The 25,027-nt window shown below is 59.9% G+C and carries 23 protein-coding genes; 19 read left to right on the forward strand and 4 right to left on the reverse strand.

The features are described from left to right. Positions 1–207: 207 nt before the first annotated feature. Both QWI20_RS25635 and QWI20_RS25640 read right to left on the reverse strand, forming a co-directional pair. Positions 208–1,428 (reverse strand): CaiB/BaiF CoA transferase family protein, encoded by a 1,221-nt coding sequence (locus tag QWI20_RS25635; RefSeq protein ID WP_369307791.1) that lies wholly within the window; start codon positions 1,426–1,428, stop codon positions 208–210. Between the two features lie 10 nt (positions 1,429–1,438). Further along, positions 1,439–2,620 carry an acyl-CoA dehydrogenase gene (locus QWI20_RS25640; RefSeq protein ID WP_122534346.1) on the reverse strand — a complete coding sequence of 394 codons (1,182 nt, stop codon included), beginning with the start codon at positions 2,618–2,620 and terminating at the stop codon, positions 1,439–1,441. A 171-nt stretch (positions 2,621–2,791) separates the two neighbouring features. On the opposite strand from QWI20_RS25640, the gene QWI20_RS25645 reads away from it, so the two are divergent. From QWI20_RS25645 to QWI20_RS25690, 10 genes are all read left to right on the forward strand, one after another. Continuing rightward, a complete protein-coding gene (locus QWI20_RS25645) occupies positions 2,792–3,688 on the forward strand; it encodes a LysR family transcriptional regulator (RefSeq protein ID WP_369307793.1) in 897 nt (298 codons plus the stop codon). 424 nt (positions 3,689–4,112) lie between these two features. After that, positions 4,113–5,234 carry a Re/Si-specific NAD(P)(+) transhydrogenase subunit alpha gene (locus QWI20_RS25650; protein WP_369307794.1) on the forward strand — a complete coding sequence of 374 codons (1,122 nt, stop codon included), beginning with the start codon at positions 4,113–4,115 and terminating at the stop codon, positions 5,232–5,234. An 11-nt stretch (positions 5,235–5,245) separates the two neighbouring features. Beyond that, positions 5,246–5,566 carry an NAD(P) transhydrogenase subunit alpha gene (locus QWI20_RS25655; RefSeq protein WP_074892477.1) on the forward strand — a complete coding sequence of 107 codons (321 nt, stop codon included), beginning with the start codon at positions 5,246–5,248 and terminating at the stop codon, positions 5,564–5,566. Then, positions 5,566–7,011 carry an NAD(P)(+) transhydrogenase (Re/Si-specific) subunit beta gene (locus QWI20_RS25660; protein WP_369307795.1) on the forward strand — a complete coding sequence of 482 codons (1,446 nt, stop codon included), beginning with the start codon at positions 5,566–5,568 and terminating at the stop codon, positions 7,009–7,011. The genes QWI20_RS25655 and QWI20_RS25660 overlap by 1 nt, the downstream gene beginning before the upstream one ends. Before the next feature lie 186 nt (positions 7,012–7,197). Continuing rightward, positions 7,198–8,691, forward strand: a complete 1,494-nt coding sequence (locus QWI20_RS25665; protein ID WP_369307796.1) for an acetyl-CoA hydrolase/transferase family protein — start codon at positions 7,198–7,200, stop codon at positions 8,689–8,691. A 319-nt stretch (positions 8,692–9,010) separates the two neighbouring features. Continuing rightward, positions 9,011–9,226 carry a DUF1127 domain-containing protein gene (locus tag QWI20_RS25670; protein ID WP_093466716.1) on the forward strand — a complete coding sequence of 72 codons (216 nt, stop codon included), beginning with the start codon at positions 9,011–9,013 and terminating at the stop codon, positions 9,224–9,226. A gap of 362 nt (positions 9,227–9,588) precedes the next feature. Continuing rightward, complete coding sequence (locus QWI20_RS25675; RefSeq protein ID WP_133774179.1) at positions 9,589–9,906, forward strand: DUF2388 domain-containing protein; 318 nt, start codon at positions 9,589–9,591, stop codon at positions 9,904–9,906. A 115-nt stretch (positions 9,907–10,021) separates the two neighbouring features. Continuing rightward, positions 10,022–10,327, forward strand: a complete 306-nt coding sequence (locus QWI20_RS25680) for a DUF2388 domain-containing protein (RefSeq protein WP_369307797.1) — start codon at positions 10,022–10,024, stop codon at positions 10,325–10,327. Positions 10,328–10,365: 38 nt separating this feature from the next. After that, positions 10,366–10,686 carry a DUF2388 domain-containing protein gene (locus tag QWI20_RS25685; protein WP_037017155.1) on the forward strand — a complete coding sequence of 107 codons (321 nt, stop codon included), beginning with the start codon at positions 10,366–10,368 and terminating at the stop codon, positions 10,684–10,686. After that, entirely contained in the window at positions 10,683–12,644 is a 1,962-nt protein-coding gene (locus QWI20_RS25690) for a DUF4105 domain-containing protein (protein WP_369307798.1), read from the forward strand. Before QWI20_RS25685 ends, QWI20_RS25690 begins: the two co-directional genes overlap by 4 nt. Positions 12,645–12,674: 30 nt before the next feature. Here QWI20_RS25690 and QWI20_RS25695 read toward each other — a convergent pair whose 3' ends face one another. Further along, positions 12,675–13,076, reverse strand: a complete 402-nt coding sequence (locus tag QWI20_RS25695; RefSeq protein ID WP_369307799.1) for a GFA family protein — start codon at positions 13,074–13,076, stop codon at positions 12,675–12,677. Positions 13,077–13,399: 323 nt separating this feature from the next. On the opposite strand from QWI20_RS25695, the gene QWI20_RS25700 reads away from it, so the two are divergent. The 9 genes from QWI20_RS25700 to QWI20_RS25740 all read left to right on the forward strand — a co-directional run bounded on the left by QWI20_RS25700 (position 13,400) and on the right by QWI20_RS25740 (position 23,727). Beyond that, entirely contained in the window at positions 13,400–14,707 is a 1,308-nt protein-coding gene (locus tag QWI20_RS25700; RefSeq protein ID WP_369307800.1) for a CitMHS family transporter, read from the forward strand. Positions 14,708–14,773: 66 nt separating this feature from the next. Beyond that, a complete protein-coding gene (locus QWI20_RS25705; RefSeq protein ID WP_369307801.1) occupies positions 14,774–15,541 on the forward strand; it encodes a TerC family protein in 768 nt (255 codons plus the stop codon). Positions 15,542–15,802: 261 nt separating this feature from the next. Then, positions 15,803–17,446: a Na/Pi cotransporter family protein gene (locus QWI20_RS25710; protein WP_192174461.1), complete on the forward strand. Its 1,644-nt coding sequence runs from the start codon at positions 15,803–15,805 to the stop codon at positions 17,444–17,446. Between the two features lie 67 nt (positions 17,447–17,513). After that, positions 17,514–18,896: a M16 family metallopeptidase gene (locus tag QWI20_RS25715; RefSeq protein WP_369307802.1), complete on the forward strand. Its 1,383-nt coding sequence runs from the start codon at positions 17,514–17,516 to the stop codon at positions 18,894–18,896. 99 nt (positions 18,897–18,995) lie between these two features. Next, positions 18,996–20,171, forward strand: coding sequence for a DUF5924 family protein (locus QWI20_RS25720; RefSeq protein WP_369307803.1), 1,176 nt, complete (start codon positions 18,996–18,998; stop codon positions 20,169–20,171). Positions 20,172–20,181: 10 nt separating this feature from the next. Next, entirely contained in the window at positions 20,182–21,351 is a 1,170-nt protein-coding gene (locus QWI20_RS25725; RefSeq protein WP_369307804.1) for an MlaE family lipid ABC transporter permease subunit, read from the forward strand. Further along, positions 21,348–22,154 (forward strand): ABC transporter ATP-binding protein, encoded by an 807-nt coding sequence (locus QWI20_RS25730; protein WP_369307805.1) that lies wholly within the window; start codon positions 21,348–21,350, stop codon positions 22,152–22,154. The genes QWI20_RS25725 and QWI20_RS25730 overlap by 4 nt, the downstream gene beginning before the upstream one ends. Continuing rightward, positions 22,154–23,092 (forward strand): MlaD family protein, encoded by a 939-nt coding sequence (locus QWI20_RS25735; protein ID WP_369307820.1) that lies wholly within the window; start codon positions 22,154–22,156, stop codon positions 23,090–23,092. Before QWI20_RS25730 ends, QWI20_RS25735 begins: the two co-directional genes overlap by 1 nt. After that, entirely contained in the window at positions 23,089–23,727 is a 639-nt protein-coding gene (locus QWI20_RS25740; RefSeq protein WP_369307806.1) for an ABC-type transport auxiliary lipoprotein family protein, read from the forward strand. Before QWI20_RS25735 ends, QWI20_RS25740 begins: the two co-directional genes overlap by 4 nt. Here QWI20_RS25740 and QWI20_RS25745 read toward each other — a convergent pair. After that, complete coding sequence (locus tag QWI20_RS25745; protein ID WP_369307807.1) at positions 23,700–24,938, reverse strand: nucleoside recognition domain-containing protein; 1,239 nt, start codon at positions 24,936–24,938, stop codon at positions 23,700–23,702. The two genes, QWI20_RS25740 and QWI20_RS25745, sit on opposite strands and share 28 nt — an antisense overlap. Positions 24,939–25,027 lie beyond the last annotated feature (89 nt).

Raw genomic sequence — 25,027 nt, forward strand, 5'->3', positions numbered from 1 at the left:
CTCGCTGCTTACTTCGTCCAACTCGTTGATTATCAAGGAGTTTTCCGTTTCGTCTGCGCCGGAAGTGGGGCGAATTATAGACAGATCCAGAGGGGCGTCAAGCACTTATTTAAACTTTCAGTGAAAAAGGTAAAACTTTAAGGAAATCCTGTAGTTGCTTCTGTTTATATAGACCCTGGCTATGCACACCTGAAAAAGCATCAGCCTTCAAAGTACACCCGCCTCACGCAGCATCATCACCTCGGCGCCTGATAAGCCCAATACACCGGTAAGAACCTCCAGTGTGTGTTCCCCCAACAACGGCGGCCCTCGCCGGTATTCAACAGGCGTCGCTGACAAGCGGATGGGACTGGCGATCTGAGGGACAGTACCGCCCAATGCATGTGGTAAATCCACCTGCAAACCGCGGAACTGCACCTGTGGGTCTGCGAATACCTGGGCGACATCATTGATAGGCCCACACGGAACGCCGGCCCCCTCCAACGCCGCGACCCATTCGGCCGTGGTCTTGAAGACGGTGGCCTGCCGGATCAGCGGGATCAGCTCGGCACGATGCGCCACGCGCTGCTTATTACTCGCAAACCGAGGATCGCTGGCCCACTGCGGCTGCCCGGCCACTTCCGCGAATTTGCGGAACTGGTTGTCGTTCCCCACCGTGAGAATGAAATCGCCATCGGCGGTGGGAAAATCCTGGTAGGGCACGATATTCGGGTGAGCATTACCCAGTCGCCTTGGCGATACGCCCGTCGTCAGGTAATTCATTGCCTGATTTGCCAGACAGGCGACCTGCACATCCAGCAACGCCATGTCGATGTGCTGACCAGGTCCTCCCTGATCCCGATGCGCCAGAGCAGCAAGAATCGCAGAAGTCGAATACAGCCCCGTCAGAATATCCGTCAGCGCCACGCCGACCTTCACCGGTCCCGCGCCATCCTCCCCCTCGGGACGACCGGTAAGGCTCATTAGCCCACCGAGCCCCTGGATCATGAAGTCGTAACCTGCTCGCTTGGCGTAGGGTCCCGTCTGACCGAACCCGGTAATGGAGCAATAGATGAGCCTGGGGTTCTCCAGCTGCAGCGATTCGTAATCCAAACCGTAGGCCTTCAGCCCGCCAACCTTAAAGTTCTCGATGACGATATCGGACTTCGCCGCCAGTTCGCGGACCAGCTTCTGGCCTTCGGGTTGGGTGAAGTCGATGGTGACGGACTGTTTGTTGCGGTTGGCTGACAGGTAGTACGCAGCTTCAGACGTGTTTTCTCCGCGCGGATCCTTCAGGAAGGGCGGCCCCCACGCGCGCGTGTCGTCGCCGTTACCCGGGCGCTCGATCTTGATCACCTCGGCACCGAGGTCAGCCAGAATCTGCCCTGCCCAAGGGCCGGCGAGGACCCTGGACAGGTCCAGCACACGCAAATGCGATAACGCGCCCATTGCAGGCTCCTTAATAGAAGGCCTGAATGCCGGTTTGCGCGCGACCCAGGATAAGCGCATGGACGTCATGAGTACCTTCGTAGGTATTGACCACTTCCAGGTTGACCAGATGCCTTGCGATACCGAACTCATCAGAGATGCCGTTGCCACCCAGCATGTCACGCGCCATACGCGCGATGTCCAGCGACTTGCCACAGGAGTTGCGCTTCATGATGGAAGTGATCTCGACCGCCGCGGTGCCCTCGTCCTTCATCCGGCCAAGGCGCAGGCAGCCTTGAAGCGCCAGCGTGATCTCGGTCTGCATGTCAGCGAGCTTTTTCTGGATCAACTGATTAGCAGCAAGCGGCCGGCCGAACTGTTGACGGTCCAGCGTGTATTGACGCGCGGTGTGCCAGCAAAACTCGGCAGCACCCAAGGCGCCCCAGGAAATGCCATAGCGGGCGGAGTTCAGGCACGTGAACGGACCTTTGAGACCACGGACGTCCGGGAAGATGTTCTCTTCCGGCACAAACACGTTGTCCATCACGATCTCGCCAGTGATCGAAGCGCGCAGGCCGACCTTGCCGTGAATCGCCGGAGCAGTCAGGCCTTGCCAGCCTTTCTCCAGTACGAAGCCGCGGATATCGCCAGCGTCATCTTTGCCCCAGACAACAAAGACATCGGCAATTGGGCTGTTGGTGATCCACATTTTGCTTCCGGTCAGACGGTAGCCGCCTTCGACGCTTCGCGCACGGGTGATCATCGCGCCCGGATCCGAACCATGATTGGGCTCGGTAAGGCCGAAGCAACCAATCCATTCACCGGACGCAAGCTTTGGCAGGTATTTCTGCTTTTGCGCTTCGGTACCAAATTCGTTGATAGGCACCATGACCAGGGAGGACTGCACGCTCATCATCGAACGATAACCGGAATCGACGCGCTCGACCTCGCGGGCGATCAAGCCGTAACACACATAGTTCAGGCCGCTGCCGCCGTATTGCTCAGGAATCGTCGCGCCGAGAAGACCTATCTCACCCATCTCGCGGAAAATCGCGGGATCTGTCTTTTCGTGGCGGAAGGCTTCAAGCACACGCGGCGCCAGCTTGTCCCGGGCGAACTGCTCGGCGCTGTCGCGAACCATGCGCTCTTCTTCGGTGAGTTGCTGGTCCAGCAACAGGGGGTCGATCCAACTGAAACTTGCCTTGCCGCTCATGACTCTCTCCTCACCAAATGCGCTTCCGGACCTGCCGGAGAAGTAATGAAGCGAGCCTAGGCCTGAACCCTGGATCGAGCAAACGACGATTTCGCATCATCCTGTGCTAGTTTCTCACTCCGAGACACGGCTGGTGCCACCGGGCTGTCGATGTGAGTGAGGCAAAGGTACATGCGTCGTAAAATCCCAAGCACCGCTGCGCTGGTGAGCTTCGAGGCAGCCGCGCGGCACGAGAGCTTCACCAAGGCGGCTGAGGAGCTTTCTCTGACCCAGAGCGCGATCTGCCGTCAGGTCGCGAGCCTGGAAGAGTTCTTGAATGTCGGCCTGTTCCGACGTTCGCGACGGGGTGTGAAGCTCACTGAGGCTGGCCTTTCCTACAGCCGGCGCATCGCAACGCAACTTGACGCTGTTGAACGCGACACGTTGTCAGTGATGGGTCATCAGGGCGTCAATGTGATCGAACTGGCGGTAGTGCCCACCTTTGGCACGCAATGGTTACTGCCACGCCTAAAGGATTTTCAGAAGAACCACCCTGACGTCACTATCAACCTGACCAACCGCACGCGACCGTTTTTGTTTGCCGATACCGAATTCGACGCAGCGATCTACTTTGGTGATGCCGATTGGTCCGGTACCGAGTCGCACAGACTGATGGGCGAAAATCCCATGCCGGTCTGCAGTCCGGCACTGCTTGGGGCACGGAACAGCATCAGCGCTCAAGAGCTGGCCGAGATGCCGCTGCTCCAGCAAACCACTCGGCCCTACGCCTGGCGGCAGTGGTTCAACTCGCTGGACATGGGCGTGGCCCGCGACATGACAGGTCCCCGATACGAGCTATTCTCCATGCTCGCGCAGGCAGCCATGCACGACATGGGTGTGGCGCTCATACCACCATTTCTTATTCAGCATGAACTGGCCGAAAAGCGCCTGGTGATTGCCAACCCTCACCAGCTCTCAAGCTCAAAGGCGTATTACTTGATGATTCCGGAGCGCAAAACGGAATCAGCGTCGCTGAAGGCGTTTCGCGACTGGCTGATTCAGCAGGCCAAGACCTACTCCCTGCCCTGAATGCCTATCCACAACCCGCACGTTTCCGTGTAGTACGAAGATCCTAAAAACTACATATATCTCGATTTGTCGCATTTGCGACATACGCTTCTTTCTGCTCGCGCTATCCCAATAGTCATACAAATAGCGCTCTGCAGCCTGGTTCCGACTCATTTTGGAAATTTTGCTTTAACACGCTTCGTAGAACCCATAACCATGAAAATGGCATTCTTATCAATGGCTTAATCAGTTATGTGCGTCAATCGGTCATAGGGTGACTTGTAGTACATTTTTCGTTCAGTTACAGAAACCCTTGAAGGCCTCTGGCATCCCCTGCAAAATGCCGCGCCCGGCTGTTTTAACGGGCGTAGTGATCGCAATCCCAGCCCTCGGGCCGTAGCGCGCTGGCCTAATTAAGACAATAAGATCACGCAGGAGATTTGACGTGCACATTGGAGTCCCCCTCGAAACCCAGCCTGGTGAAACCCGGGTCGCCGCCACTCCCGAAACCATCAAAAAGCTCATCGCCCAAGGCCACACCGTAACTGTGCAGAACGGCGCGGGCATTGCGGCGAGCGTGACCGACAGTGCTTATGAGGCGGCAGGTGCATTGATCGGCAGCACCGCCGATGCGTTCGGCGCTGAACTCATCCTCAAGGTCTCCGCTCCCGGCGATGCCGAGTTGCCGCTAATCAAAAGCGGCGCAGTGGTGGTCGGGATGCTCAACCCTTTCAACAACGACATGATCGCCAAGCTGGCTGAACGCGGTATCACCGCTTTTGCCCTCGAAGCCGCGCCACGTACCTCTCGCGCGCAAAGCCTCGACGTGCTGTCTTCCCAGGCCAACATCGCTGGCTATAAGGCTGTGCTGCTGGCGGCGCATCACTATCCGCGCTTTATGCCCATGCTGATGACTGCGGCCGGTACGGTGAAAGCAGCGCGCGTGCTGATTCTCGGCGCGGGGGTTGCGGGGCTGCAGGCCATCGCCACTGCCAAACGTCTGGGTGCGGTCATTGAGGCCTCGGACGTACGTCCGGCGGTGAAGGAGCAGATCGAGTCGCTAGGGGCCAAGTTCGTTGACGTGCCCTACGAGACTGACGAGGAGCGCGAAGCTGCCGTGGGCGTCGGCGGTTACGCCCGCCCGATGCCGGCCAGCTGGATGCAGCGTCAGGCTGTGGCCGTTCATGAGCGCGCCAGGCAGGCGGACATCGTGATTACCACGGCGCTCATCCCCGGTCGCAGGGCACCGGTGCTGTTGAGCGCCGAAACAGTCGCGCAGATGAGGCCCGGCTCGGTGGTGATCGATCTGGCTGCAGCCCAGGGCGGCAACTGCCCTCTGACGGTAGCCGATCAAGTGGTGGTCGAGCACGGCGTGACCATCGTCGGCCACACGAATCTCCCCGCCATGGTCGCGGCGGATGCGTCTGCTCTTTATGCCCGCAACCTGCTGGACTTCATGAAGCTGCTCTTCACCCCCGAAGGCCAGTTCCAGATCAACCTCGAAGACGACATCGTTGCCGCGTGCCTTATGTGCCGCGATGGCCAAGTCATCCGCAAGAACGGCTGAGGATAAAAATAATGGAAGAGTTCATCTCACCCGGTATCTACAACCTGATCATTTTCGTACTGGCCATTTACGTCGGTTACCACGTGGTCTGGAACGTGACGCCTGCGCTGCACACGCCACTGATGGCAGTCACGAACGCTATCTCAGCCATCGTCATCGTTGGCGCAATGCTTGCCGCCGCGCTGACAGTAACGCCACTGGGCAAAACCATGGGCACCCTCGCCGTCGCGCTGGCGGCCGTTAACGTCTTCGGCGGTTTTCTGGTCACCCGGCGGATGCTGGAGATGTTCAAAAAGAAAGCGCCCAAGGTTAAAGACGAGGTGGCCAAGTAATGAGCATGAACCTCGTCACATTGCTGTACCTCGTCTCGGCCATCTGCTTCATCCAGGCGCTGAAGGGCTTGTCTCACCCGACCACATCGCGTCGAGGCAACCTGTTCGGCATGCTCGGCATGGGCCTGGCTGTTCTGACGACGATAGGACTGGTGTTCAAACTGGCTGCGCTATCTACCGACGGTGCCAGCGCAGGCATTGGCTACATCCTTATCGGTCTGCTGGTCGGCGGTACTGCCGGTTCGATCATGGCGAAGCGCGTCGAGATGACCAAGATGCCGGAATTGGTCGCCTTCATGCACAGCATGATTGGTCTGGCCGCCGTGTTCATCGCCATCGCTGCAGTGGTCGAGCCACAGTCGCTGGGCATCGTTCACCACTTGGGCGATCCGATTCCTGCGGGCAACCGTCTGGAGTTGTTCCTGGGCGCAGCGATCGGGGCGATCACGTTCTCCGGTTCGGTCATTGCCTTCGGCAAATTGTCGGGCAAGTACAAGTTCCGCCTGTTCCAGGGCGCACCGGTGCAGTTTGCCGGTCAGCACAAACTCAATCTGATTCTGGGTCTGGCGACGCTGCTGTTCGGCATCACGTTCATGCTGACGGGTAGCCTGTTCGCGTTCACCATCATGCTGATTCTCGCGTTCGTGATTGGCGTGCTGCTGATTATCCCCATTGGTGGCGCAGACATGCCGGTTGTTGTGTCGATGCTCAACAGTTACTCAGGCTGGGCCGCGGCGGGTATTGGCTTCTCGCTGAACAACTCGATGCTGATCATCGCCGGCTCTCTGGTCGGCTCATCCGGCGCGATTCTGTCGTACATCATGTGCAAGGCGATGAACCGCTCGTTCTTCAACGTGATCGGCGGCGGCTTCGGTGGCGCTGTGGATACCGGTGCAGCGAGCGGCACCAAGGAAGCCCGTCCGGTCAAATCCGGATCGGCTGACGATGCCACCTTCCTGCTGACCAACGCTGACACTGTGATCATCGTTCCGGGCTACGGACTGGCGGTCGCTCGAGCGCAGCACGCGCTGAAAGAGCTGACCGAAAAGCTGACCCACGCGGGCGTCACTGTGAAGTACGCGATCCACCCGGTGGCCGGCCGGATGCCGGGGCACATGAACGTCCTGCTGGCGGAGGCCGAGGTGCCTTACGATCAGGTGTTCGAGATGGAGGACATCAACTCCGAGTTCGGCCAGGCGGACGTCGTCCTGGTGCTTGGCGCCAACGATGTGGTCAATCCGGCGGCCAAGAATGATCCCAAGTCGCCAATTGCCGGCATGCCGATTCTCGAGGCGTACAAGGCCAAGACCATCATCGTCAACAAGCGCTCCATGGCCAGCGGCTACGCGGGCCTGGATAACGAACTGTTCTATCTGGACAAAACCATGATGGTCTTTGGTGACGCCAAAAAGGTCATCGAGGACATGGTCAAAGCGATCGAATAATCGCTGCAACTCGCGATAAAACAACCCTCGGCGCAGGTCATGGCCGAGGATTTTTTACAGCCCGGGTAAAAGTGTTTCTCGCGCAGAGGCGCTAATTAGAGCCTTTAGTGCGACCTTGGTAGCGGGACGAACACACCTCAAATCTCTAGACTTCGCTCACGCATCTTTGTCATGAGATTAAACAACATGCACCGTGAACGAATCCGTCTGCCCTCGCAGATGAGCAAGATAATGAGCGCGGCCGACGCCGCTTCCTTGATCAAGGACGGCATGACCGTCGGTATGAGCGGCTTCACCCGCGCCGGCGAAGCCAAGGCCGTGCCCCAGGCGCTGGCCGAACGCGCCAAGACTGTTCCGCTGAAGATCAGCCTGATGACGGGCGCCAGCCTGGGCAACGATCTGGACAAGCAGCTGACCGAAGCCGGCGTGCTCTCCCGCCGCATGCCGTTTCAGGTCGACAGCACCCTGCGCAAGGCCATCAATGACGGCACCGTTATGTTCATTGACCAGCATCTGTCGGACACCGTCGAGCAACTGCGCAATCGCCAGATCAAGGCCGTGGATATTGCCGTGATTGAATGTGTGGCGATCACCGAAGAAGGCCACCTGGTGCTCAGCACGTCAGTTGGCAACTCGGCGAGCTTCGCCATTCTTGCCGAACACGTGATCATCGAGATCAACCTCGCCCAACCCTTGGAGCTCGAGGGGCTGCACGACATCTATATACCCACTTACCGGCCAACGCGCCTGCCGATCCCGGTGCTCAAAACCGATACCCGAATCGGCAGCCAAGCCGTGAAGATAGATCCGGCCAAAATTGTCGGCATCGTGATCAGCAATCAACCCGACTCGCCGTCGACGGTATTGCCGGCAGACACCGACACCCAAGCCATCGCAGGGCATCTGGTCGAGTTCTTCAAGAACGAAGTGCGGCTGAACCGCCTGACCAATCAGCTCATGCCGCTGCAGGCGGGGGTAGGCACGATCGCCAATGCCGTCATGACAGGGCTGATCGATTCACCCTTTCACGGCATGACCATGTATTCGGAAGTGCTGCAAGACTCGACATTCGATCTGTTCGAGGCGGGCAAGCTGGATTTTGCCTCGGGCTGTTCCATGACGCTGTCCGCGCGCAAGCACTCTGCGGTCTATGACAATCTCGAGCAGTACAGATCCAGACTGTTATTGCGGCCCCAGGAAATCTCAAACCATCCGGAGGTCGTTCGCCGCCTGGGCATCATTGGCATTAACACCGCCCTGGAGTTTGACCTGTATGGGAACGTCAACTCCACTCACGTGGGTGGCACACGGATGATGAACGGGATAGGCGGTTCGGGGGATTTTGCGCGTAACGCCCATCTCGCCATTTTCGTGACCAAATCCATTGCCAAGGCCGGTGCGATCTCAAGCGTCGTGCCAATGGTCAGCCATGTGGACCATACCGAACACGACGTGGACATCCTGGTGACAGAGATCGGACTGGCGGACCTTCGAGGCCTGGCACCCCGTGAACGCGCCAGGGTCATCATCGACAACTGCGTGCATCCGGCCTATCGCGAGGCGTTGAATGACTACTTCCGCCGCGCCTGCGCAATTGGCGGTCACACACCCCATGTGCTGCGGGATGCACTCAGTTGGCACCTAAACCTGGAAGAAACCGGCCGCATGTTGGCGATCTGAAAACACAATTTGTCAGCGGCGACGACCTTTCGTCGTCACAGTTCGTCGACTGAACGCAAATCCGGCAAAAACTGTACTGCTGTACGGGTGATTTCGCGTAGGTCAAACAGGGAATGACTGGCATAACCATCCAAAAGGCACACTTCTGGTGCAGACCCGTACAGTTGCCCCACTTCCGAACAAAACAGTGGTGATTAACAGTTAACTGGAGCAGCACAATACAAATGAACTGTGTCTAGAGAGGAAAGGGCAATGAGAGGAATATTGTCACCAATCAAGTCACTCTCTAATCCCGCCACAAGCGGAAGGAAGAAGCATCATGGAACGCACCGTCAGTTCCGAACTGTTCTACGAAGACACCGCAAAAACCGCCCAAGCCTCGTTGCCGCTGCGCATGTTCGCCAACCTGATGCTCTGGCAGCGTCGTCTGTCCAGCCGCCATCAACTGGCTCGTCTGGATGCACGCTTGCTGGCTGACGCCGGTATCAGCGAATCCCAGCGTTACGAAGAGCTGAGCAAGCCGTTCTGGCGCTAATTTAGCGTCTGCTGGTCCCAGGCTATGCGCCTCTCGCCAGCAACCCGAATTGTTCAAACAAAACCCGTCAGCAGGTCACTGCTAACGGGTTTTGTCGTTACTGGCCGCAGCATATAGCCCGACAAGCCTAAACAGTACAGTTTTCACCTCCACAACTACACACCCATACAGACCAATGTTTTGGGGCGTTTTGAGCAGGTATGCGTCGCATGGCGCCGACTGGCATAAGGCCGGGATGGTTCGCGCGCCCGCTTATAAGCTAATCTTGCGCCACCTTGACCACGCACTCGCGAGACAGCTACCGCTGAGCTTCCGATTTAAGCGTCAGTGGTTTTCGAATCCCGTTATGTTGGAGTGCCTGTATGTCTCGCGTTCGCCTGTTGAGTGCCGCTTTCCTGATCGTTGCTGCCACCGGAGCCCAGGCTTCCAGTTTCGTGGTCACTACCGACACCATCGTCCGTGCGCTAGATGCTTCCTCTAATGCCACGTCAAAAATTTCGTCCTCTTTTCATGATGACAAGATCGTCCTGGCCGCCCGCGACGACGCAGCAAGCTTCGTTGCCAGCGAAGGCGAGATCCGTGGCGTGAAGCTCCAGGGCGCCTTGCAACACATCCGCGAGGTTGCACCTGGCCTACAGGCGTCGGACGCGCAACTCGCGCAAGCGATTCTTGCCATCTGATTCAGTATCGCGACAGGTTTTCAAGCGCACGCCCAGGTCGTTGCACTAGCTCTGGCCCAGGTGTTGCGCTAGCCTTGCGACTCGTATCGCAGAACCTGAACAGCCCTGAATAGCCATGCATTCGTTGTCTCGCCTAGTGCTTGCCGTCGCCGCCACCTTGAGTATTTCCACTCAGGTTCTGGGGTTCGACGTGACCACACAAAGCCTGGTCAAAACCGGCTACGCCACCAGCCAGGTGACGACCGGGCCTTTCGATAGCAAGTTGATAATTGCCGCCCAGGATGATGCTGCAGTGTTTGTCGCCAGTGACGGCCAACTGCGAGGAGCACGGCTGGAGTCTGCGCTGGCGTACCTGCGTCAAACCCGCCCAAAACTTCATGCAAGCGACCTTGAACTGGCGCAGGCAATCCTCGTCCAATAGTCACTTTTTTTGTAACTTCCGTATTTTGGAGACGTTCCATGCGTACCCCGTTGATCGCTGCCGCCCTTGGCCTGCTCTTGCTGACAGATATGGCACAGGCACAAACCCTGAAGGCCACCAGTAATATCGTCGTTCGCGCCCTCGGCCGCAGCATCGATTTCACCTCCGACACCACCTCATCCGTGCGCAATTGGAAACTCGTGCTTGAAGCCCGTGACGATGCCGCCAGCTACGTCGCCAGCAACGGCGATATCCATGGCGCACTGCTCGACGCAGCCTTCATCACACTGCGCGATCGCCTGCCTGAAGCCCGTAATGCCAGTGATCAGGACCTCGCCGAGGCCATCCTCGCACTGTGAAACGCCTCGCTGTCTGGCTGCTGACGTCGGCGCTCTCGCTGATTTGCACGAGCGCCTTCGCCGACCTCAGCCTGTCGTTGCACACCGACGGGCTCAGTCCTGCGCAACAAAGGGCCAGCCAGACATTGCTCGACGAAGCCATGGCGCACCTGCCGCCACTGTTCGTCAGCAAGCTTGATCGCAAGGTGGAAGTGCATTGGACCGACGACATGCCGTCCAATGCCTACGGCCGTGCAGACGGTCCCTACCGTCTGGACCTGAATGAGCACCTGCTCGCAGGCCTAACTGACGGCAGCGCCGCAACGACACGAACCAACCGTCCTCACGGCACCGTGCGCGAGGAAATGCTCGCCACGGTCCTGCATGAGCTGACCCATATTTATGATCACGCGCAGCTCTGGTCCCCTGAAGACCGCAAGCTGATCGTCGCGTGTGCCAGGCAGGGCAAGAGCGTGGGCAAGGTTGGTCTGCGTGACAGCTGCCGGGGTCAGACTGACAGACGCTTCACGCTGAGTGATGATCCGCGCCTTCTGGATCTGGCGGGATGGCCGCAGTACGTCGGCCGCCGCGGTGACAGGGAAGAGCGCAACGGCCAGGTCGCGCGAAGTCCGGACATCTACGAAATCAGCAGCCCGCTGGAATTCGTCGCGGTGAACATGGAGTATTTCCTCCTCGATCCGGCCTACGCCTGCCGCCGTCCGGCGCTGTACGACTATTACAAGGCTCGGTTCGACTGGGCGCCAGCGGCGAAGGATCAGTGTCCGACGTCCTATCCTTATCTCAACGCCGGTAACGACTTTGCCCGAGAGCCACTGGGTAAGCTCGATCCCGAGCGGGTGTATGAGGTGGATTACCTGCTGGCCGAAGCCAACCAGAATCTGGCGAGCCGTTGGGGCCATAGCATGCTGCGGCTGGTCATCTGCAAGCCCGGTCGCCCGCGTGGCCCCGACTGCCGGCTGGACCTGGATCAGCACTTGGTGCTGTCGTATCGCGCCTTCGTCAATGATCTGCAGCTGTCCAGCTGGAGCGGCTTGACCGGCAAATATCCGTCGCGCCTGTTCGTCCTGCCCCTGGGTCAGGTGATTGATGAGTACACCAAGACCGAACTGCGCGGCCTGGCCTCGGTCCCGCTGAAACTGTCCCGCGAGGAGATCAACGGTCTGGTTCAACATGCAGCCGAGATGCACTGGGCCTATGACGGGGATTACTGGTTCCTGTCCAATAACTGCGCGGTGGAAAACCTGAAGCTGCTGCGCAGTGGCACTAATGATCCGCGGCTTGTCGGGCTGGACAGCATCATGCCCAACGGGCTGCTGGAAGTCCTGAAGGGCAGGGGGCTGGCGGACACCAGCGTGCTGGACGATCCAAAGAAAGCGCTGCGCATGGGCTACCGTTTCGACTCGTACCGCGACCGGTATCAGGCGATGTTCGATGTGCTGCGCAAGACCACCAACGTCAAGCAAACCACGGTGGAAGACTGGCTGGCATTGACGCCCCAAGAGCGGCACCCGTATTTCGCTCAGGCGGATCTGCGCACCAGCGCGGCGATGCTGCTGCTGGAACAGGCCGGGCTGCGGCGTCAGTTATTGCTCGCGCAGGATGAGGTCAAGCAGCGATACCTCAGTGCCGTTGAGCAGAAGGATAACGGCGTTTCCAAGGCGACCGGCACGTTGCAGGACATTCTGGCCAACAGTGGATTCCTGAGTCGCCCGGCGGAATTGCTCGGCAGCGGCGGCTACGGCCTGCCACAGGAAGGCGAGTGGAAGCGGCTGGAAGACGAGAGCAGCCAGCGGCAGAAACAACTGCAGCGGCTCAGCGGCGATCTGGATAAAGAGGTGAGGGCGCTGCTGGACCCCGACCGCGCTGCCGAAATTGCTGCGACCGAAGACAATCTCAAGCAGGTCGGTGATCACCTGCGGGCACTGCACAAAGCAGCCGGCGGCCTGGAGCTGCCTTGATCGTTGCGCAGCTGCACGGCCCGCAATGATTCAGGCTGTTTCCCCAGGCTCACCCGGCAGATGCTCGTCCAGGTGCAGCCAAGGCAGGCGGCTGTCGGTCCAGATGTGCCGATCGGCAGGCGTCAGCTCCGGGTGATCAAGGGTAGCGATGGTCACGTCCATGGTCTCCGGGCTGTTGCGGCTGAACAGCGCGACCTGCGCCCCACAGTTATTGCAGAAATACCTGACGCACGTCGGCCCTGAATCATAGGGGGTCGGACTTCCCGCCAGCCATTTGAAAGCCTCGACCGGCACGCTGGTCCACGTCACGACGATCCCCCCTGACGTGCGGCGACAAATCGAACAGTGGCAGTGGGCAATGTTATTCACAGGGCCGTCGAGCTGGTAACGCAGATTGCCGCAATGGCATCCGCCGGTATGCAATTCACTCATGAGCACTCTCCCGGTTATGTAGGGGTCTGACCGCATCCTGGGGTCGATAACTCAAACTCCCGCTCGTCAACTTCAAAAGTGCAACGAAAGCTGGCTGAAAGCTTCCCCGTTTAGCATCACCTCACCGCCGGCGAAAGACCGGTCGGCCAGGACGAACGCGCTTGACGTTCTCCGGCCCATCTACAACAACAATTAGGTGATTCCCGATGCTTGCATGTGCCCTGCAGTACCCCCTCCGTAATCCCCGACTCCACGCGCCGCTCGTTTTGAGCTGATTGATTCGCCTCGTCCGTTCCCACGCCGCGTAACGCTGGAGTATTGCTATGTTGACCTTCCTCGGCTTCGCCATGGTCGTCGCCTTCATGTACCTGATCATGAGCAAGCGCCTGTCAGCGCTGATTGCCTTGATCATCGTTCCTATTGTTTTTGCCCTGTTCGGTGGTTTCGCCTCCGAAATCGGCCCGATGATGCTGGCCGGCATCACCAAGCTTGCGCCAACGGGCGTGATGCTGATGTTCGCCATTCTTTATTTCGCACTGATGATCGACTCCGGGCTGTTCGACCCGGCCGTGCGCAAGATCCTCAAGCTGGTGAAAGGCGACCCGGTCAAAGTGTCGGTCGGTACGGCGGTGCTGGCGCTGGTTGTCTCGCTGGACGGTGATGGCGCCACGACGTACATGATCTGCGTGGCCGCCATGCTGCCGCTGTACAGCCGTTTGGGCATGAGCCCGCGCATCATGGCGGGCCTGATCATCTTGGCCGGCGGTGTGATGAACATGACGCCATGGGGCGGCCCGACCGCGCGTGCGGCGAGCGCCCTGCATGTCGATCCATCCGACATCTTCGTCCCCATGATTCCGGCAATGCTGGCGGGCGTCGTGGCGATTCTGGTGATCGCCTACTTCTACGGCAAACGTGAGCGCGCGCGCCTGGGTGAACTGCACCTTCCCGGTGACGAAGTCGATCACAGCGACATCAGCGTTTCGCAGTTTCCCGAAGCCCGCCGTCCCAAACTGATCTGGTTCAACGCCGCACTGACGCTGGTGCTGATGATTGCGCTGATCATGGGCCTGTTGCCGCTGCCGGTGCTGTTCATGATTGCGTTCAGCATCGCCATGATCGTCAACTACCCGTGCCTTCAAGCGCAGAAAGACCGCGTTGCGGCCCACGCCGGCAGCGTGCTGGCAGTGGTCGGACTGATTTTTGCTGCGGGGATCTTTACCGGTATCCTGTCCGGCACCGGAATGGTCGACGCGATGTCGAAGAACCTGCTGGCCGTGATCCCTGAAGCGATGGGCCCTTATCTGGCCGTGATCACTGCTGTGGTCAGCATGCCGTTCACCTTCTTCATGTCCAACGATGCGTTTTACTACGGCGTGCTGCCGGTACTGGCCGAAGCCGCCTCGCATTACGGCATCAGCCCGGTGGAAATGGCACGTGCCTCGATCGTCGGCCAGCCCGTCCACCTGCTGAGTCCGTTGGTGCCGTCGACGTATCTGCTGGTGGCACTGGCGGGCATCGAATTCGGTGATCACCAGCGCTTTACCCTCAAATGGGCCGTGCTGGTGTGCGTGTGCATTCTGATCGCCGCGCTGCTGATGGGAATCTTCCCGTTCTTCAGCAGCCTATAACGCAACTCAACGCTCCCTCTGGCGCAACCGTGCCGGAGGGAAAACGAACGCTCAAAGGAATACGTAATGGAATGGCTGACCAACCCTGAGATCTGGGTTGCTTTCTTCACGCTGACCGCCCTGGAAATCGTGCTGGGCATCGACAACATCATCATGATCTCGATTCTGGTCAGCCGCATGCCCAAGGCAATGCAGCCACGCACCCGCATCTTCGGCCTGGCGCTGGCGATGGTGACGCGGATTCTGCTGCTGCTGTCGATCACCTGGGTCATGCGCCTCACCGATGACCTGTTCGTGGTCTGGGGCCAGGGCATTTCGGGTCGCGACCTGATTCTGTTTTTCGGTGGCCTGTTTCTGTTGTGGAAGAGCTCGCAAGAGATCTACCACGGCATGGAAGGCGAAGAAGAGACGCTGGACGAGCCGAAAGGCAAGGGCGGCCTGTTTCTGTACACCATCATTCAGATTGCAATCATCGACATCGTATTCTCGCTGGACTCGGTCATCACCGCCGTCGGCATGGTCTCCTACGTACCGGTGATGGTGGCGGCGATCATCGTGGCAGTGCTGATCATGATGCTGTGCGCGGGCGTCATCAGCGACTTCATCGAGAAGCACCCGTCGCTGAAAATGCTGGCGCTGTCGTTCCTGATCGTCGTCGGTACCGTGCTGATTGCCGAGTCGTTCGATGTGCATGTGCCGAAGGGCTACGTCTACTTCGCCATGGCGTTCTCGCTGGCAGTCGAAGCGATCAACATCAAGATGCGCACGTCGATGGCTAAAAAACGTGCGATGCAGGACCCTGTAAAACTTCACAAGGACGTGCCGGGTCAATAACCTCCGCCGCACAGACGTCAAAACAACGGGGCGGTGAATGCCCCGTTTTTTATTGGCACGCCGCAAAGGTGCAGCTGTCAAACACCTGATTTATGACAGATTTGTTTCAAGAAATAATCCGCTGTGCCATGCTGGCATTAAGGCCGCAGGCCGACTAAAGCTTTAGTTGAGCGCGCTGTTCGATACACCTCAAGCGCTTTCGCTCGCTACACGCTGGACCTTTAACTTTGCCCGATGGGCAACCTACAGGGGGCTCTCCGTATGCTGACCCTGCTCGATTTGCTATCCGCCGTCGCGCTGTTGATCTGGGGCACACACATCGTTCGGACCGGCATTCTGCGTGTCTACGGCTCGCAGCTGCGCCGAGTCATTGGCCAGAACATGTCCAAACGCCCGCTGGCATTTGTCGCGGGGATACTCGTCACCGCGCTGGTGCAGAGCAGTAACGCCACGGCGATGCTGGTGACGTCCTTCGTCGGCCAGGGCTTGATGGGGCTGACACCTGCGCTGGCCATCATGCTCGGCGCCGACGTCGGTACTGCGGTGATGTCGCGAATCCTGACGTTCGACTTGTCGTGGCTGTCGCCGCTGCTGATCTTTCTGGGCGTGATCTTCTTTCTGTCGCGCAAACAGACCCGTGTCGGCCAATTGGGTCGGGTCGGCATCGGGCTGGGCCTGATCATTCTCGCTTTGCAGCTGATTGTCACTGCCGCTGCGCCCATCACCCAGGCGGCCGGGGTGAAGGTGCTGTTCGCGTCACTGACGGGCGATCTTCTGCTCGACGCCTTGGTCGGCGCCATGTTCGCGCTGATTTCCTACTCAAGCCTTGCGGCCGTGCTGCTGACGGCGACCCTCGCAGGCGCGGAAATCATCAGCCTGCCGGTGGCGATCGGTCTGGTGATCGGCGCCAACATCGGCAGTGGTCTGCTGGCGTTCCTCAGCACCAGCATGCAAAACGTCGCCGGTCGGCAAGTGGCGCTGGGCAGCCTGCTGTACAAACTGATCGGCCTGCTGCTGATCACCCCGGTGCTGACCCCGCTGGTGGCATGGATGGACACGCTGAATGTCAGTCCGTCGAGCCTGGTCATCAGCTTTCATGTGATCTACAACTCCCTGCGCTGCCTGATCATGCTGCCGACGGTGGGGCCGATGGGGCGTCTGTGCGCGTCGATTCTGCCGCAGCAGGCCGAGATCAACGGCCAGACCAAGCCTCGCCATCTGGACCTGACCGCACTGGCCACGCCGAGCCTGGCGCTGGCAAACGCGGTGCGCGAAACCTTGCGCATGGGTGATCTGATCGACAGCATGCTCAATGCCATGCAAGAAGTGCTGCGGGGCAACCAGACGGCGGTCACTCAGGAAGTACGTCGGCTCAACGACGATGTAGAGGTGCTCTATAACGCCATCAAGTTGTACCTGGCGCAGATGCCCCGCGACGACCTCAGCGACCAGGACAATCGCCGCTGGGCCGAGATCATCGAACTGGCGATCAATCTGGAGCTGGCCAGCGGGCTGATCGAGCGCATGCTGCGCAAGGTCCAGCAGCAGAAGACCTCGCAGCGGCGGTCGTTTTCCGACGTCGGCCTGGAAGAACTCTCCGGGCTGCACGAGCAACTGATGGCGAATCTGCGTCTTGGCCTGTCGGTCTTCCTCAGCGGTGACCCGGAGAGCGCGCGCCAGTTGTTGCGCGAGAAACGTCGTTTCCGGGCACAGGAGCGGCGGCTGGCCCACGCCCATGTCAGCAGACTGCAACGCAAGATCGTGCAGAGTATCGAGACCAGTTCTCTGCACCTCGAGCTGATTTCCGACATGAAACGCCTGAACTCGCTGTTCTGCAGCAGCGCCTACGCGGTCCTTGAAACCACCGACACAGGCGCCTTGTCCAGCGAGGGCAACGCGGATTAATCGTGGTGAACGCAGGGGCCTCTGCGAAGTCTGTTACACATACCGGCCCGCAAGGAAGCCCGTTTTTATGCGTTGCCTGCTGTTCGTTTGTCTGGTTCTGACATCCCTTTCTTCCATGGCCCTCGACCGGTTTCAGGTCGAGGGCTACGTGCTGCCCAACGGTTTGCAGTTGCTGCTCAAGCCTGCGGACAAAGGTCACGTCGCCATTCGCCTGGTTGTAGGCATTGGCTTCGATGACTTCAAATGCGAAGACAAAGAACTGCCGCATTTGCTTGAGCATCTGCTGTTCAGCGGGATCGACAACAGCGGTGAGGGCGGCCTCGAGCAGCAGATGCAGGCGCTGGGCGGCGAGTGGAACGCGTTCACCAGCAATACCGACACCACCTTTGTCATCGAGGCGCCAGCGCAGAATCAGCGCAAGGTGCTCGACCTGTTGCTCAATCTGCTGACCCACACGCAAATCAACCAAGCCAATCTGGACACCGCCAAGCGCATCGTCGCCCGTGAAGACGGGGGCCATTATCCGCATTTGCAACGCTGGCTGGACAAACGCGATCTGGGCCACGGCGCCAGCAGCCAGCTTGCCGTGGAGCTTGGCCTCAAGTGCCCGGAGCGGCCTGAGGTCGATCACCTGACGCTGGAGCAGATCGAGGATATCCACGACAACTGGTACGCCTCCAACAACATGACGCTGATCATCGTGGGCGACCTCGACAAACTGCTGCCTGCCTACCTGGAGCGCACTTTCGGCCAGCTCAATGCGGTCGATCCAACGGAACATCCGCCGCTTCGTTCGATGACCGAAAAGGCCGACCCTGAGCGCACGTTGATCCGCGGCGCGTTGGGCGATGGCGCGAAGCTGCATCTGCTGTTCCCCGAGCCAGACATGGGCGAGCAGCACGATGAAACCTGGGATCTGGTGAAAGCGTATCTGGACTGGGCGCTGTACAGCGAACTGCGTCTGGACAAGGGTTATTCCTACGGGCCGTGGGCCGATCGCGAAGCGTTCGGGGACACCGGGTTTCTCAGCCTCAATGCCGATTTGAACCGCGAAGATGTCGATTCGGCCACTGCCGGAGTGCGCGCGATGCTCCAGCGGCTGCGCAAGGAAGGCATGGACCCGGCGACCTTTGCGCGGCTGCAGCAGGCGTCCATTGCCAAGCAGGCCTGGGCGGTTCAAGGCAACAGTGCGCTGGCCGACTATTACTGGGGGGCGCTGAATGATTACGATGACGGCCGCTTTGAGGATCCGGCCAAGAGGACCCGAGGCGTGAGTCTGGATCTGGCCAATCAGGCGATGCGTCAATTGCTGGCGCAACCCGGGTATCTTCGCGTTGAGGAGCCACTGCTCAGCTACGACGAGCTGTACGCAGTCGGATGCCTGCTGACGGCGTTGGTGGCGTTGCTGATTCTCTGGCGGTGGCGGGTTTACAAGAAGCGGCCGCTGTAAGCGAGGCGCTTGGCTCTGTAAGATTTCGTCGAAGTGGGCGCAGTCCGATGTTGGTTTTTTTTATACACCTCGACCTATACCTAAGAGCGACGCCCCAAAATGCCGGACATTAACGCAATCATTCAGCACTCGCTGGTACAGCGCGTGCTGGAGTTCATCAAGCGCTACCCCGGGCTGATTGCGTTTTTCGGGTTCTGCTCAGGCATCGGCAGCTTCATTCTGGTGGATCGCCAGGCCAAGCTGGCGACCTGGATTGCGGTCATTCTGCTGTTGAGCTGGATCTGGCTGATGGTGGAAAACAGCGCGGTCGCCCTGTTCGCGAAAATGTTTAAACGTGAGATCCCGCAGCCGCTGTTGCGCTACGGCACTCAGATGATCCATCAGGAAAGCCTGTTTTTCGTACTGCCGTTCTTCTTCGTGACCACCACGTGGTACAGCGGCCAGCTGGCGTTCACCGGGTTGCTCGGGGCGGCAGGCCTGATTTCGATCATCGACCCGCTGTACTACAAATGGCTGGCGCCGCGCCGCTGGGCGTTCATGGCCCTGCACACCCTGACGCTGTTCGCCGCACTGCTCACGGCGCTGCCGATCATCGTTCACCTGACCACGGCCCAGAGCTACAAGCTGGCGCTGGGCATTGCGATGCTGCTGTCGTTCCCGAGCCTGGCGTCGGGCTATCCGATCAACAACTGGAAACGCGGCGTCGGCGTGGTTGCCATGACACTGGCCATCGGCGGTGCAGGCTGGATGGCGCGATTCTGGGTGCCGCCGGCGACGCTCTGGCTGACCGAGGCGGCGATCAGCACGCGCTTTGATAACCAGAATCGCACCCCCGGCGAGAGCATTCAGGAGATCGGCGTCAACCAGCTGCGCAGCGCCGGGCTTTACGCCTATACGTCGATCAACGCCCCGCGCGGCCTGAATGAACGGATTTATCATGTGTGGCGCCATAACGGCGAGGAAATAGAGCGCATTGCTCTAGACATCAAGGGCGGTCGAGAGGAAGGCTACCGGGCCTGGACGCACAAACAGAATTTTCCGCCGGACGTGTTGGGTAAATGGCAGGTGAGGGTGCTCACTGAGGACGGGCAGATGATTGGTGTGCTGCGCTTTGACGTCACCGAGCGCGACCAGCCTGCCGTCACTCGCAACAAGATCAAGTCGGCAGGCCTGAAGCCAGGCACCGACGCTCCGGATCCGGATGATTCGGACGCGAAAGAACCTGCGGACAGTGCGCCAGCCGAGAGCCCATCTGCCCCGGCCAAAACCAACTAAGCTCGTCGCTATGACCCCATTGACCACGCAGGCTTCCTCCGCGCCCAAGGTTCCAGGACGCGTCTTACTGGACACTTCGATCAATCCCGTGCAACTGCGGATTGCCGGAGACTGGACGCTTGCCCATTACCGCGAACTCAAGCGCCAGACCGATGCGCTGAGCGCCGGATTCGGTCCAGCCACCCTCGTGGACATGGACGAGCTCGGCGCCCTCGATACCGCTGGCGCCTCGTTGCTGGTGGAACTGCTCGGCGTACAGCGCCTGCGTCTACTGGCCGTGCAAGCGCCCAACCTGCCGGAGTCCAGCCGCGCGCTGATGCAGACCATCCAGAGCGCACTGGCAGACTATTGCCAGCCAGTCCGAGAGCCCGAGGCGGCCGTGGGCATGCAGCTGCTGTCGCGAATTGGCTCGGCAGTGGAGGTGATCTGGAAGGACACGCTGCAGCTGCTCGGCTTTATCGGGCTTATCCTGCAGACCTTCGCGTCCACCCTGTTTCGCCCCAAACGCTGGCGCATCACGTCCGTCATCGCCCACATTGAGCAAATCGGACTGGACGCCGCGCCCATTGTGGCGCTGCTGACGTTCATGGTTGGCGCGGTGGTAGCCTTTCTAGGCGCCACGGTGCTGAAGGCCTTTGGCGCGACGATTTTTACCGTTGACCTGATCGGCTTCTCGTTCCTGCGGGAATTCGCCGTGCTGCTGACTGCCATCTTATTGGCCGGTCGCACGGCCAGCGCCTTCACCGCGCAGATCGGCTCGATGAAAGCCAATGAGGAACTGGACGCGCTGCAAACCCTGGGGCTGAGTCCTACAGAGCTGTTGGTATTGCCTCGCGTGATCGCGTTGCTCATCTCCCTGCCCATGCTGACCTTTCTCGCGATGATCTGCGGCATTGTCGGTGGCGGCGTGGTCTGCGCTCTGTCGCTGGGCATCTCGCCGGCGATGTTTCTATCATTGATGCAGGCCGACATCGGCGTGCAGCACTTTCTCGTCGGCATCGCCAAGGCGCCTATTTTTGCGTTCTTCATTGCAGCGATCGGTTGCCTGGAGGGCTTCAAGGTCGAGGGCAGCGCCGAGTCTGTTGGGGCTCATACAACGTCGAGCGTGGTGCAGTCCATTTTCGTGGTCATCGTGCTGGACGCCTTGGTCGCGATGTTCTGCATGGAGATTGGCTGGTGACCCGCCGTTGCGTACGACCCGTCGAGAAGGTGATTGAGGTTCGCGGGCTTAGCAATCGTTTCGGCCCGCAAGTGGTGCACGAGAACCTCGATCTTGACCTGTACCGCGGGGAAATCCTCGGCGTGGTGGGCGGCTCCGGCGCCGGCAAGTCTGTGTTGCTGCGCAGCATTGTCGGGCTGCAAAGGCCTGCCGCAGGAAGCGTCCGCGTCTTGGGTCAGGATTTGCTGAATCTGTCCGACAAAGCGCGCTCCCAGGTTGAACGACGTTTCGGGGTGCTGTTTCAGAAGGGCGCGCTGTTCTCCTCGCTGACCATCACGGAGAACGTCGCGCTACCGCTGATCGAACACGCCGGCCTGAGCCGCGAGGAAGCTGAGCATCTGGCCGGGATCAAAATGGCGCTGGCCGGACTGCCGCTGTCGGCGGCGCACAAATACCCTGCGTCGCTCTCTGGCGGCATGATCAAGCGCGCGGCGCTGGCACGAGCGCTGGCGCTGGATCCGGACATCCTGTTTCTGGACGAACCCACTGCCGGGCTCGATCCGATAGGCGCCGGCGCCTTCGATCAGTTGATTCTGACCCTGCGCGACGCCTTGGGGCTGAGCGTGTTCATGGTCACCCATGACCTCGACACGCTTTATACAATCACCGACCGCGTCGCCGTGCTGGCGCAGAAGCGCGTGCTGGTTGCCGACACCATCGACAGGGTGTCGGCAACCAAGGACGCCTGGATTCACGAGTACTTTCATGGCCCACGCGGCCGCTCGGCCTATTCGGCGGCCACCCACCCACACGAGGTCTCATGATGGAAACCCGCGCCCATCACGTTCTGATCGGCTTGTTCACGGTCATCGTGGTCGCCGCCGCGCTGCTGTTCGGCTTGTGGCTGGCAAAATCCAGCGTCGACTCTGCGTTCAAGGACTATCAGGTTGTCTTCAACGAGGCGGTGACCGGCCTGTCTCGCGGCAGTCCAGTGCAGTACAGCGGGATCAAGGTCGGTGACGTCGTGCAGTTGCGCCTCGATCCCCAAGACCCGCGCCGCGTACTGGCGCAGATCCGCGTTGCCGGCGAAACCCCGATCAAGCGCGACACCTTCGCAAAATTGGCACTGGCCGGCATTACCGGTACATCACTCATCCAGCTCAGCGGCGGCACACCGCAAAGCGAGGCACTGAAGGGCGAGGGCGGCAACCTGCCAGTGATCATCGCCTCGCCGTCGCCGATCTCGCGCTTGCTGAACGACAGTGACGACTTGCTCAGCGGCACCAACGCATTGCTGCATAACGCCAACGCAATGTTTTCCTCGAACAACGTGGAGACGCTGTCGCGCACGCTCCAGCATCTGGAGCAAACCACTGGAGCGATCTCCGATCAGCGCGACGACATTCGTCAGGCCTTGAAACAGATGACGCTGCTGAGCAAGCAGGCCGGCGCGACGCTGGAGCAGACCTCTACGCTGATGCGCAACGCCAACCAATTGCTGACCAGCGACGGCAGGCAAACCATCGCCAGCGCACAACAGGCGATGAAGTCTCTCGAACAGAGCAGCCAGACCATCAATACGCTGCTCAAGAACAACCAGAACTCGGTGAACGATGGCCTGCAAGGGCTGGGCGAACTGGGCCCAGCGATTCGCGAGCTGCGTGAAACCCTCAGTTCATTGAAAACCATCTCCCGCAGCCTGAACGCCAACCCGAGCGGCTACTTGCTGGGCAGTGAAAAAAATAAGGAGTTCGAGCCATGAGGCTTGTCGGTCAGTCCATCACTCGACTGTTGTTGGCGGCAACCCTGTTGTCCCTCGGCGCCTGTTCGCTCCTTCCCGAGCAGGCCCCGTCAGACGTCTACCGTTTGCCGACGGCATTGCCCGCCAGCAAAGGGGCGCCGCCGGTGTCGTGGTCGTTGCGGGTGGTGCGTCCCAAATCCAGCGAGACCCTGGACACTCCGCGCATCGCCGTCATCCCCCAAGGCAATGTCATCAGCAGCTACAAGGGCGCGCGCTGGAGTGATCCGGCGCCGGTGCTGCTGCGCAATCGACTGACCGACGCTTTCTACCGCGACGGGCGAGTGCAGTCGATCAGCACCGACGACAGCAATCTGCAGGCCGATTTTGAATTAGGCGGAGAGCTGCAGGCGTTCCAGAGCGAGTATCGCGGGGCCGCCATTGAAGTGGTGATTCGACTCGATGCACGGCTCGCTGACGATCACCAGCGAATTGTGGCGAGCCGGCGCTTTGAAGTGCATCAGCCGGTGGCCGACAAGCAGGTGTCGGCGGTGGTCTCGGCGTTCGGTCAGGCCAGCGATACGCTGGCCGCCCAAGTAGTGCAATGGACCGTCGAGCAGGGCGAGAAGCGTTACATCGCCGAGCCGAAGAACCAATAGCAGACGGCAATCGCAGCCACCACACCGGCGAATTCCGCCAGCAGGGCGCAGCCCACGGCGTGTCGTGCGCGCTGAATGCCCACGGCGCCGAAGTACACCGCCAGCACGTAGAACGTGGTTTCGGTGCTGCCTTGAATCGTCGCCGCGACGAGGGCCGGGAAGCTGTCGACGCCTTGGGTTTTCATGGTCTCGATCAGCATCGCCCGCGCCGCACTGCCGGAGAACGGCTTGACCAGCGCCGTCGGCAGCGCATCGACGAAGCGCGTGTCCATGCCCATCCACTGAATCCCGTGTCGAATCCCTTCAAGGATCAGATCCAGCGCGCCGGACGCTCGCAATACGCCGACGGCACAGAGCATCGCGACCAGATAAGGCAGCAGGTTCTTCGCGACGTCGAAGCCCTCTTTCGCGCCCTCGACGAAGGTTTCGTAGACCTTGACCTTGCGCAGCGCGCCAACCACCAGGAACAGCATGATGATGCCGAACAGCGTCACGTTGCCCAGCACCGACGAGAGACTCGACAGCGCAGCAGCGGACAGCCCGGCCAGTACCGTCATGAAGCCGCCCAGCAGCAACGCCCCGGGAATCAGATAAGCGAGCACCACCGGGTCCCACAACTTGAGGCGCTGCATAAAGGCCACCGACAGCAGACCGACCAGCGTCGAGGCGCTGGTGGCGAGCAGGATAGGCAAGAACACCATGGTGGGATCGGCGGCGCCTTGCTGGGCGCGGTACATGAAAATGGTCACTGGCAGCAGCGTCAGCGAAGAGGCGTTGAGCACCAGAAAGAGGATCTGCGCGTTGCTGGCGATGGTCTGGCTGGGGTTGAGCTCTTGCAGCGAGCGCATGGCCTTGAGGCCGATGGGCGTGGCGGCGTTGTCCAGACCCAGCGCGTTGGCGGCGAAGTTGAGGGTGATCAAGCCCAACGCCGGATGGCCGCGCGGCACTTCAGGCATCAGGCGATGAAACAGCGGCGCCAGGACTTTGCCCAGCCAGTCGACGATTCCGGCCTTCTCGGCGATGTTGAGAAAGCCCAGCCACAGGGTCAGGGTGCCGAACAACAGCACCATGACTTCCACCGATAGCTTGGCCATGGCGAAGATGCTCTCGACCATGGCGGCAAAGACGCCGGCATTGCCTCCCACCAGCCATTGCACCAGCGCAGATATCGCCGCGACCAAAAAAAACCCAAGCCATAGGCCGTTCAGCATACAAATCCCCTCGCAAGATGCGGCGATGATAACGGCGGGGGCAGAAACAACAAACCCCGGCCGGGGCCAGGGTTTGCTGATTCACGCCA

It is taken from the genome of Pseudomonas sp. W2-17, from assembly GCF_041060445.1.
Classification (GTDB): Bacteria; Pseudomonadota; Gammaproteobacteria; order Pseudomonadales; family Pseudomonadaceae; genus Aquipseudomonas.

What these genes read in the sequence shown, in the direction of transcription:
- QWI20_RS25645 (WP_369307793.1), top strand. Translation starts at nt 2,792, where the DNA reads ATGCGTCGTAAAATCCCAAGCACCGCTGCGCTGGTGAGCTTCGAGGCA.
- QWI20_RS25660 (WP_369307795.1), top strand. Translation starts at nt 5,566, where the DNA reads ATGAGCATGAACCTCGTCACATTGCTGTACCTCGTCTCGGCCATCTGC.
- QWI20_RS25685 (WP_037017155.1), top strand. Translation starts at nt 10,366, where the DNA reads ATGCGTACCCCGTTGATCGCTGCCGCCCTTGGCCTGCTCTTGCTGACA.
- QWI20_RS25710 (WP_192174461.1), top strand. Translation starts at nt 15,803, where the DNA reads ATGCTGACCCTGCTCGATTTGCTATCCGCCGTCGCGCTGTTGATCTGG.
- QWI20_RS25725 (WP_369307804.1), top strand. Translation starts at nt 20,182, where the DNA reads ATGACCCCATTGACCACGCAGGCTTCCTCCGCGCCCAAGGTTCCAGGA.
- QWI20_RS25675 (WP_133774179.1), top strand. Translation starts at nt 9,589, where the DNA reads ATGTCTCGCGTTCGCCTGTTGAGTGCCGCTTTCCTGATCGTTGCTGCC.
- QWI20_RS25720 (WP_369307803.1), top strand. Translation starts at nt 18,996, where the DNA reads ATGCCGGACATTAACGCAATCATTCAGCACTCGCTGGTACAGCGCGTG.
- QWI20_RS25740 (WP_369307806.1), top strand. Translation starts at nt 23,089, where the DNA reads ATGAGGCTTGTCGGTCAGTCCATCACTCGACTGTTGTTGGCGGCAACC.
- QWI20_RS25665 (WP_369307796.1), top strand. Translation starts at nt 7,198, where the DNA reads ATGCACCGTGAACGAATCCGTCTGCCCTCGCAGATGAGCAAGATAATG.
- QWI20_RS25635 (WP_369307791.1), bottom strand. Translation starts at nt 1,428, where the DNA reads ATGGGCGCGTTATCGCATTTGCGTGTGCTGGACCTGTCCAGGGTCCTC.
- QWI20_RS25680 (WP_369307797.1), top strand. Translation starts at nt 10,022, where the DNA reads ATGCATTCGTTGTCTCGCCTAGTGCTTGCCGTCGCCGCCACCTTGAGT.
- QWI20_RS25745 (WP_369307807.1), bottom strand. Translation starts at nt 24,938, where the DNA reads ATGCTGAACGGCCTATGGCTTGGGTTTTTTTTGGTCGCGGCGATATCT.
- QWI20_RS25735 (WP_369307820.1), top strand. Translation starts at nt 22,154, where the DNA reads ATGGAAACCCGCGCCCATCACGTTCTGATCGGCTTGTTCACGGTCATC.
- QWI20_RS25670 (WP_093466716.1), top strand. Translation starts at nt 9,011, where the DNA reads ATGGAACGCACCGTCAGTTCCGAACTGTTCTACGAAGACACCGCAAAA.
- QWI20_RS25655 (WP_074892477.1), top strand. Translation starts at nt 5,246, where the DNA reads ATGGAAGAGTTCATCTCACCCGGTATCTACAACCTGATCATTTTCGTA.
- QWI20_RS25700 (WP_369307800.1), top strand. Translation starts at nt 13,400, where the DNA reads ATGTTGACCTTCCTCGGCTTCGCCATGGTCGTCGCCTTCATGTACCTG.
- QWI20_RS25715 (WP_369307802.1), top strand. Translation starts at nt 17,514, where the DNA reads ATGCGTTGCCTGCTGTTCGTTTGTCTGGTTCTGACATCCCTTTCTTCC.
- QWI20_RS25705 (WP_369307801.1), top strand. Translation starts at nt 14,774, where the DNA reads ATGGAATGGCTGACCAACCCTGAGATCTGGGTTGCTTTCTTCACGCTG.
- QWI20_RS25640 (WP_122534346.1), bottom strand. Translation starts at nt 2,620, where the DNA reads ATGAGCGGCAAGGCAAGTTTCAGTTGGATCGACCCCCTGTTGCTGGAC.
- QWI20_RS25695 (WP_369307799.1), bottom strand. Translation starts at nt 13,076, where the DNA reads ATGAGTGAATTGCATACCGGCGGATGCCATTGCGGCAATCTGCGTTAC.